Below are 2,048 nucleotides of genomic sequence, written 5' to 3'. Positions count from 1 at the left end.
ATGTATGACAGTAAAGAATATTCTACGTTTAAACACAATTTGGACACAAAGTAACCGATTCCCTGTACGTTAAGAATGAGTACTGCTAGCATTCCGAAAAAAACTACGCTAAGGACATTTTGCACAAAAAACAGCCGATCTTTACCCCACTAAAGTAAATTGGCTGTTTTTGATGGACATAAATGAAAATTTTGTAAAATAAAATATTTGCACCTCATTTATGAAATTTCTCAATTTCATCTCACAACACATCTCTTTTTTTATTTATAAGAGAGATACTCATAAACGTAGTTGTCGAAATCATGACTCATTTACTTTTTGACAAAAGAAACCTTCGTCTGTTTTCCATTCCGCATATAATATATCTTCAAATCTTGTGATTCCTCTTTGTTTAATTTGCTTAAAAAGCCAATTTTCATCAAATCCTGCTTGTTTTAAATTATCCTTAGCAACTTTCCCGTCACTGATTAATGAAATTGGTAGGTATACAGTTTTTTGTTTTAAACTTAAATCTTTTATAGTAGGAGATGTAAACTTAGGCTTTTTTAGGACACCTATTTTTCCATTCGGTTCTAATATCATATACTCAACTTCTCGAATAGAAAAAATATCTTTTTGTTGTCGCAACATTTGTTGTAGCTGGTTTATATCCAAATGATTCGCTCTTAATTGTTCTCTGTCGATATATCCATTTCGTATGATAATGGAAGGTTTCCCTTCAAAAATATTTCGCGTTCTTCTCCATTTTTGCGTTATCATTTCTATCGTATAGATAAGTACGACCCACAAAAATACTGCATATAGAATGGAACCTACCCTCACATTTGAATCGTATACAGTATTTCCTACAAGACTACCGAGAACAATCGCAGAAATAAAATCAAAGCGGGTAAGTTGAGAAACTTGTGTTTTTCCTAATAATTTAGCAGCAATTAATAGTACAAAAAAGCCAACCACAAGCTCTACGGTAATTTGCCCAATATGATCCATATGAAGTGTCACCTCGACAAAGTGTTTTTATATAATAAAGCATAAAATATTTAACAAATTGAACTTTCGTTCACACATACTAAAAGATCTTGAAACACTATTTACCTTTAAAAATGGGTATATTACAGTTATGTATCATTTTTTTAAATAAATAAAAATTTAAGCACTTAGGGAATATAAACGAAAGTTCATAGAAAATCCAAACTTAGTTTGATGAGCATGTATGGTGAGCCCAATTAGTTTTTGCTGACTGCTCTAGTGTAGAAATTTTTTAACAGGAGTAAATAAGATGAAATTAACATTTACGATACTTAAAACTCTTTTTATTATAATTGGGATTACCTTATTGTCTTCGTACTAATAATATTGTGCAGCTAATGTCTAATACGGTAAAGGCTCAAATCACCTTATTTCACTCTATTTGGTAAGGATGAACCTGAATGTTCAATTGTCGGATGAACATGAACAGTAATTTCAGCATTACTAAAATAATTTTTACCTTGATCCCAATTCTTACTGATTTTTTTCCATTCTTTATAATTATGCCGCTTATACACTTCTCCTAACGCTAATACATCCACCTTATATTTTTTTTGAACAAGCTTTATTGATTTTTGAATCCTTTCTTCCATTTCCTTTGAAATATCCCTCGTTAAGCGTTTTTCATTCATATTTTGTTTATGATCATTAAAATGCAACTCCGCCAAAGTTCCTTCCAGAAATAAATGAATATCAAACTTCGGGTTTGTAGTATTTTCATTAAATATCTTTATTTTTCGGTGTAGCTTATGAATTTCATATGTAATAAGCTGATTTTTTTTACGGATGGTAAAAAAACCTCCCATTTTTTCAGCTATTATAAAGTTCATTCCCATTGTTTGTTCTCCGCTTAACACTCCAACACATTTGTTATCCTTTCCACGAAACAACGCAGCCCCGTCCATTTTTATTCCGTGTTTTGTTGACTTTAAGATAGGGAGTACAAAACTTTGGGTTGAGATTATCTTTCCCTGCACGTTACCAATTCTTGCTGCCTCAATCACTTGAGCATTTATCAT

2 protein-coding genes are annotated in these 2,048 nt (G+C 31.4%); both read right to left on the bottom strand.

Going from position 1 to position 2,048, the window contains the following annotated elements:
* Positions 1-300: 300 nt before the first annotated feature.
* Positions 301-990 carry a YetF domain-containing protein gene (locus DN401_RS29515; RefSeq protein ID WP_149288128.1) on the bottom strand — a complete coding sequence of 230 codons (690 nt, stop codon included), beginning with the start codon at positions 988-990 and terminating at the stop codon, positions 301-303.
* 407 nt (positions 991-1,397) lie between these two features.
* A partial coding sequence (locus DN401_RS29510; protein ID WP_304521047.1) for a Ger(x)C family spore germination C-terminal domain-containing protein occupies positions 1,398-2,048 on the bottom strand: 651 nt, incomplete at its 5' end.

Source organism: Bacillus sp. BF2-3, assembly GCF_008368795.1.
GTDB classification, from domain to species: Bacteria; Bacillota; Bacilli; order Bacillales; family Bacillaceae_G; genus Bacillus_A; species Bacillus_A cereus.
The sequence above is the reverse complement of the archived record's forward strand: the minus strand, read 5'-3'. Positions and strand labels throughout refer to the sequence as shown.